At 69.3% G+C, this 6,932-nt stretch carries 6 protein-coding genes; 2 read left to right on the top strand and 4 right to left on the bottom strand.

Annotated elements, in window-relative coordinates; all coding sequences use genetic code 11:
- Positions 1–213 precede the first annotated feature (213 nt).
- Positions 214–1,461 (bottom strand): tyrosine--tRNA ligase, encoded by a 1,248-nt coding sequence (tyrS, locus tag ACFQZQ_RS11395; RefSeq protein WP_386812912.1) that lies wholly within the window; start codon positions 1,459–1,461, stop codon positions 214–216.
- Positions 1,462–1,655: 194 nt separating this feature from the next.
- Between tyrS and ACFQZQ_RS11390 the strand changes: the two genes are divergently transcribed.
- A complete protein-coding gene (locus ACFQZQ_RS11390) occupies positions 1,656–3,113 on the top strand; it encodes a M23 family metallopeptidase (protein ID WP_386812911.1) in 1,458 nt (485 codons plus the stop codon).
- Positions 3,114–3,267: 154 nt separating this feature from the next.
- Positions 3,268–4,434: an anhydro-N-acetylmuramic acid kinase gene (locus tag ACFQZQ_RS11385; RefSeq protein ID WP_386812910.1), complete on the top strand. Its 1,167-nt coding sequence runs from the start codon at positions 3,268–3,270 to the stop codon at positions 4,432–4,434.
- Positions 4,435–4,474: 40 nt separating this feature from the next.
- Here the strand turns inward: ACFQZQ_RS11385 and ACFQZQ_RS11380 are convergent, their stop codons facing one another.
- The 3 genes from ACFQZQ_RS11380 to ACFQZQ_RS11370 are packed head-to-tail and all read right to left on the bottom strand — an operon-like array spanning position 4,475 to position 6,901.
- Positions 4,475–4,735: a hypothetical protein gene (locus tag ACFQZQ_RS11380; protein WP_386812909.1), complete on the bottom strand. Its 261-nt coding sequence runs from the start codon at positions 4,733–4,735 to the stop codon at positions 4,475–4,477.
- Positions 4,736–4,758: 23 nt separating this feature from the next.
- Entirely contained in the window at positions 4,759–6,123 is a 1,365-nt protein-coding gene (locus ACFQZQ_RS11375; protein WP_386812908.1) for an AmpG family muropeptide MFS transporter, read from the bottom strand.
- Complete coding sequence (locus ACFQZQ_RS11370; protein WP_386812907.1) at positions 6,113–6,901, bottom strand: exodeoxyribonuclease III; 789 nt, start codon at positions 6,899–6,901, stop codon at positions 6,113–6,115. The genes ACFQZQ_RS11375 and ACFQZQ_RS11370 overlap by 11 nt, the downstream gene beginning before the upstream one ends.
- Positions 6,902–6,932: the final 31 nt, after the last annotated feature.

The raw sequence follows: 6,932 nt of genomic DNA, 5'->3' as shown, positions 1-6,932 counted from the left end.
CCGCGTTTCGTACTTGCCACCGAAGTGATCAAGTGAGCCGCACATCTTACAGCAGATTCCACGTCCGTCAACACCTTGTGAAATCTTTTTCTGCCGCTTCCCGCCCTGACCCAGCCTGTGTTCCGGCCCGGTCAGCGGGGCCGCGCATTATGCAGATCGCCACCCGGGTTGGGAAGCCCCGCAGTGAAGTTTTTTTGGATCGACGCCGCCGATTCAGGCAGGCACGAGGCGCACGCGCGCAAACGTGCGCTTGCCCACCGCGAGCACGCCCTCGAAGCCGGCCGCGAACACGCGCTGCGGGTCCTCGAAGATCTCGCCGTCAATGCGCACCGCGCGCTCCTTGAGCTTGCGGTTGGCCTCGGAGTTGCTGGGCGTGAGCCCGGCCGCAGTCAGCAACGCCGCGATCCGCAGCCCTTCGGCGGACACCGCGACGTCAGTGATCGGCAGCGACCCGGTGTCGCCCTCGCCGCGCACCGCGGCGTTCCAGCCGGCGACGGCGTTGTCGGCCGCGCCGGCATCGTGGAAGCGCGCGGCCAGTTCGCGCGCCAGGCGCAGCTTGAGGTCGCGCGGGTTGAGAGCACCGGCGTCGATCTCGCGCTTCAGCGCCACGACGTGCGCCGGGGTGATCTCGAAGCTGAGCAGCTCGATCCAGCGCCACATGAGTTCGTCGCCGATCTTCATGATCTTGGTGACGATGTCGATCGCCGGCTCGTTGATGCCGATGTAGTTGCCGAGCGACTTGGACATCTTGTTGACGCCGTCCAGGCCCTCGAGCAGCGGCATGGTCAGCACGATCTGCGGCGGCTGGCCGTGGCTTTCCTGCAGGCCGCGGCCCATCAGCAGGTTGAACTTCTGGTCGGTGCCGCCGAGCTCGACGTCGGCCTTGAGCGCGACCGAGTCGTAGCCCTGCACCAGCGGATACAGGAACTCGTGGATCGCGATCGGCTGCTGCGCGGCGTAGCGCTTGGAAAAGTCGTCGCGCTCGAGCATGCGCGCGACGGTGTGCTGGGCGGCGAGCCGAATCATGTCGGCGGCCGTCATCTGCCCGAACCATTCGGAGTTGAAGCGCAGCTCGGTCTTGTCGCGATCCAGGACCTTGAACACCTGCTCGGCGTAGGTCTGGGCGTTGGCCAGAACGTCCTCGCGGGTGAGCGGCTTGCGGGTGACGTTCTTGCCGGTCGGGTCGCCGATCATCCCGGTGAAGTCGCCGATCAGGAAAATCACCTGGTGGCCGAGGTCTTGGAACTGCCGCATCTTGTTGAGCAGCACGGTGTGGCCGAGGTGCAGATCCGGCGCGGTCGGGTCAAAGCCGGCCTTGACCCGCAACGGCCGGCCGAGCGCGAGGCGGGCCGCGAGCTCGTCGCGCTTGAGGATTTCGTCGGCGCCGCGGCCGATCAGCTCGAGCGCGTGCTGCCGTTCGTCGGGAGTCTGGGGGGCAAAAACGGGATCTGGGGCGGGCACGGGCGGGCTCGTTGGGATGGCGGTCGTCACTGAATGCGACGGGCGTCTTAAAGAAAGTTAAGTGCTGGTTAAATAGCCAAACCCATAAAAACTCTATTCAGCTCAAGGGTTTGACGCATACAGCTCGCGTGTCTATGGTACCCCCGTAACGCGACCTACACAGCGGCGCGGGTTGGTACCTCAGGGGGTTTGCAATGAAAGTATCCGGATCCGGCCGCGAACGGCGCGAGCGCCTCAACGCCCTGCGCGAAGCCGCCCTGCACCGTCCGGTGCTGGCACGCCACTTGTCCGATGGCTTCAATGGTCGCTGGTCGCGCCGGCAGTGGGTGCAGGCGAGCCTGTTCGCCACCCTCGGCATGCTGGTCGCGGCGATCGTGCCCGGCTTCGGCCCCGGTACCGACGTCCGACCGCTGCACGTGGCCCGCCACTCGATGGCGCTGACCCTGCCGCCGCTGCCCCTGGCGCGCATCAGGGGCGAGAACGGCGACAGCTGGCAATTGGTCCGCGTGTCGCGTGGCCAGACCCTGGGCTCGGTGTTCCAGCAACTCGATATCCCGGCCGCGACGATGCAGCGCATCCTCCAGCATCCGGGGAGCAAGGAAGTGTTGACCCGCCTCAAGCCCGGAACCGAGCTGGGCTTCGACCTGCCGGTGCAGGCCGGCAAGGCCGGCGAGCTGCGCACCTTCCGCTTCGACCGCGACGACAGCCACCGCGTCGAGCTGAGCCTGGCCGGCGACAAGATCGTCGAGAAGGTGATCGTGCGCCCGACCGAGAGCCGCACGGTGGTGATCAGTGGCGAAGTCGGCAAGTCGCTGTACCGCTCGGCACGCAAGCTGGGCTTGAACGGCGGCCACATCGACACGCTCACCGACGAGATCTTCAAGTACGACATCGACTTCAACGAGGACGTCGGCGCCAAGGACCGCTTCAGCGTCGTGGTCGAGCAGACCTGGCGCGAGGGCGAGCTGATCCGCACCGGCCCGGTGCTGGCCGCGACCTTCACCACCGGCGCCAAGCTGCACACCGGCTTCCGCTTCGAGCGCAACGGCAAGCCGGAGTACTTCACCGGCGAAGGCCGGCCACTGAAGAAGAGCTTCATCCGTATGCCGATCCCGTATGCGCGCCTGACCTCGGGTTTCGGCACCCGCCGCCATCCGGTGCTGGGCCGTACCCGCATGCACAAGGGCGTCGATTACGCCGCCGGCACCGGCACCCCGATCATGGCCGCCGGCGACGCGCGGGTGAAGTTCGTCGGCTGGAAGGGCGGCTACGGCCGCGCGGTGATGCTCGACCACGGCCGCGGCTACACCACGCTGTACGGCCACATGTCGCGCTTCGGCAAGTTCAAGGCCGGGCAGCGCATCGCGCAGGGCTCGGTGATCGGCTACGTCGGCAGCTCGGGCATGTCGACCGGCCCGCACCTGCACTACGAGTTCCAGGTCAACGGCGTGCACCGCAACCCGCTCTCGATCACCATGCCCCCGGCCGAGCCGCTGTCGGGCACGGCGCTGGCGCAGTTCCGCAGCCAAACCCGGGTCGCGCTGGCGCGGATCGAGAAAGTGGAGGACATCATCTACGCCGACGTGTCGCCGGCGCCATCCAAGCTGGTCGCCGCCGCCAAGCCGGCGCGGACCGCGAAGAACCGGGGTTGACCGCTTCGCCCGCCGCGCGGGCGACGCACAGGCGCTGACATTCGTCGGCGAGGCGGCGACGGCTTGTCGCCGCGCGGTGCGGACGCGATGCTGTGGGTCCCGCCCCCGCGATCGCGTCCCACGCGACGCATGGGGCCGTTGCGACGGTCGACCGATGCCCCACCGTATTTCCGAGCCTGCTTCCGAGAACCCATCCGAGCCCGGCCTCTACCTGGGGCTGATTTCCGGCACCAGCGCCGACGGCATCGATGCCGCGCTGGTGCGGTTCGACGAGTCTCCCACCGCGCACTGCGAGCTGCTGCTCGGCCGCACCTACGCGTGGTCGCCGGAACTGCGCGCGCGCCTGGTCGAGCTGGGCCAGGGCGGCGACGCGCGGTCGCTCGAGGAACTGGGCACGCTCGATGTGCAGATCGCCGAGGCGTTCGCCGACGCCGCGCGGCGCCTGATCGCCGACGCCGGCGTCGACGCGGCGCAGGTGCGGGCGCTGGGTTCGCACGGCCAGACCGTGCGCCACCGCCCGGCCGGCGCGCGACTCGATGGCGTCCACCCGTTCTCCTGGCAGCTCGGCGACGGCCACGTCATCGCCGAGCGCAGCGGCATCGCCACGGTCGCCGATTTCCGCCGCCGCGACATCGCCGCCGGCGGCCACGGCGCGCCGCTGGTGCCGGCGTTCCACGCCGCGCTCCTGCACGACGCCGACGAGGACCGCGCGGTGCTGAACCTGGGCGGGATCGCCAATTTCACCCTGCTGCCGGCGCGCGGCGACGTGCGCGGCTTCGACACCGGCCCGGCCAACGCGCTGATGGACGCGTGGTGCGAGCGCCACCGCGGCCAGCCGTTCGACGCCGACGGCGCGTTCGCGGCGCAGGGCACGGTCGATGCGGGCCTGCTCGCCCGGTTGCTGGACGAGCCGTGGTTCGCGCTGCCGCCACCCAAGAGCAGCGGCCGCGAGCAGTTCCAGTTGCAGTGGCTGCAGGCACGCCTGCGCGGCGACGAAGCGCCGGCCGACGTGCAGGCGACCCTGCTCGAGCTCAGCGCGCGCACCGTCGCCGAGGCGTTGCGCGCGCAGCAGCCGCGTACCGCTCGCGTGCTGGCCTGCGGTGGCGGCGTGCGCAACACGCGCCTGCTGGCGCGGATCGCGGCGCTGTTACCCGATGCGCTGGTCGAATCGACCGTGGCGCACGGCCTGGACCCCGACTTCGTCGAGGCGATGGCGTTTGCGTGGCTGGCGCGGCAGGCGCTGGCCGGGCTACCGGGCAACGTCCCCAGCGTGACCGGCGCGCGCGGGCCGCGCGTGCTCGGGGTGCTGTACCCCGCCTAGGCAAACCCGGGCCGGCGACGCCAGCCCACGACGGCCGCCGTTACCCGGTCGACGGCTCGATCCGGCCGATCAGCGAGAACCCCGGATCGTCGGGGATTTCCTTCAACGCCTCGATTGCGGCCTGCAACGCCTTGGCGTCGGAATCGTCGAAGCGCGCGGCCAGCTCGGCTTCGCAGGCGAACAGCCCGTGTTCGATCAGGTGGGTCAGGGCCGCCTGCATGCCCATCCCGCGCGCGGCCGCGATGCGCTGGATGCGATCCATCAGCAGCGGGTCGATGTCGATCAACACGGCGTTGGTCATGGCGGAGTCCGGGCGTTCGGGTACTAGGCCGCGGTGTTCGCGAGCACCCGCGGATCGGGCTTGCGGACCGCGAGCAGCACGCACAGCAGCAGCGCGGGCAGGCCCACCAGGGCGGTGCCGATGAAGAATAGCGAATAGGCCTCGAGCAGAGTGCGACCGGTTTCCAACTGCTCGACCGCGACCCCCGACAGGCCCTTGAGGACCTTGCCGAGCAGCGCGTAGAACGAGCTCAGCAGCGCGTACTGGGTCGCGGTATAGCCGACATTGGTCAGGCTGGACATGTAGCCGACCAGCGCCACCCCGGCGAAGCCGGTGCTGACGTTGTCGATGATCATCGCCGCGGTGAACACGTTGGTGTCGGCGCCGTGGTGGGCGAGGTAGGCGAACGCGAGGTTGGAGCCGGGGCCGAGGATCGCGCCCATCAGCAAGGTCGCGACGAAACCGAAGCGCAGCGCGAACAGCCCCGCCGCCGCGATCCCGGCGATCGACGCCACCAGCCCGAACGAACCGCGCACCGCGCCCACGGTTTCCTTGGCGATGCCCAGATCGGCGTAGAACGGGTTGGCCATCGGCCCCATCACGAAGTCCGGCAACCGGTACAGGCTGATCGCGGCCAGCATCAGCAGCGCCCAGCTGCCGTGCTGCTTGAAGAACGCGATGAACGGCCCGGCGATCGCGTCGAACAGGCCCTGCGGCGTGAGCAGCGAGCCGTGCGCGGTGGCCGCGCGCAGCGACGACGCCGGTTCGCGCGCGAACCAGGTCGCCAGCAGGCCCAGCCCCATCAGCACCGCCATCAGCTGGTACGACACCGTCCAGCCGACGTAGGCGGCGGCGATCAGGATCAGGGCGTCGGTGACCAGCAACGCGGCGCGGTAGCCGAGCTGGTAACCGGCGCTGAGCAGCGCCAGCTCCTCGCCATCGTTCGAGCTTTCGATGCGCCAGGCGTCGATGACGATGTCCTGGGTCGCCGACGCGAACGCCGCGACCAGCGCCATCACCCCGAACGCGACCAGCCCGCCCTCGGGCTTGAGGATCGCCATGCCGGCCAGCGCCGCCATCACCGTCAGCTGGGCCAGCGCCATCCAGCCGCGGCGCCGGCCGAGCCAGCGGCCGAGGATCGGCGCGTCGACCTTGTCGATCACTGGCGCCCACAGGAACTTCAACGAATACGCCAGCCCGACCCACGACAGGAAGCCGATCGCGGACAGCTCGATGCCGCCCTCGCGCAGCCAAAAGCCCATGGTGTTGCCAACCAGCATGAACGGCAGGCCGGAGGCGAAGCCGAGCAGCAGCATCACCGCGACCTTGGGCTGGCGCAGCCGGCGCAGCACGTCGCGCCAGCCGGGGCGGGTGGGTTTGGTCGGCGCGGGCGCGGCGTCAGAGGTCATAGTCGACACTGAAAGGGGCGTGGTCGGAAAAACGCGGGCTGGGGTGGACCGCGCAGGCGCGCAGCTTGGCGGCCAGTGACGGCGTCACCAGCTGGTAGTCGATCCGCCAACCCACGTTATTGGCGCGCGCGGCGCCGCGGTTGCTCCACCAGGTGTAGTCCTGGCCGTTGGCGTGCAGCGCGCGGTAGGCGTCGACCCAGCCTTGCTCCGCGACGCACAGGCCGTTGAGCCAGTCGCGTTCGGGCGGCAGGCAGCCGGAATTCTTCTGGTTGGACTTCCAGTTCTTGATGTCGAGCGCGCTGCGCACGATGTTCCAGTCGCCGCACAGCACGTAGTCGCGCCCGGAAGTCAGCCACTCGTCCAGCACCGGCTTGAGCCAGTCCATGACCTCGAACTTGAAGCCCTGGCGCAGCTCGCCGGACGATCCGGACGGGATGTAGAACGAGACCACGCTGAGGTTGCCGAAACGCGCCTCGATGTAGCGGCCTTCGTCGTCGAACGGCGCCCAGCCCAGCGCGGTGCGGACTTCATCGGGCTCGCGGCGGCTGTAGATGGCCACGCCGCTGTAGCCCTTCTTGGTGGTCGCGTCGCGGAAGAACGCACGGTAGCCCTCGGGCAGGAATTTTCTGTCCAAGCCCGCCGGACCAGCCAGCTGGTGCTCCTGCGCCTTGGTTTCCTGCACGCACAGCAGGTCGGCGTCCTGCGCGGCGAACCAGTCGAAGAAGCCCTTGGTCGCGGCCGATCGCAGGCCGTTGGCGTTGAAGCTGATGATCCGCATGCGCGCTCCACTGGTGTGCGGGCGATCATAG

Source organism: Lysobacter koreensis, from assembly GCF_042677045.1.
GTDB lineage: Bacteria > Pseudomonadota > Gammaproteobacteria > Xanthomonadales > Xanthomonadaceae > Lysobacter_K > Lysobacter_K koreensis.
Note: the sequence above shows the minus strand (reverse complement) of the source record. Positions and strands in the feature narration are given on the sequence as shown.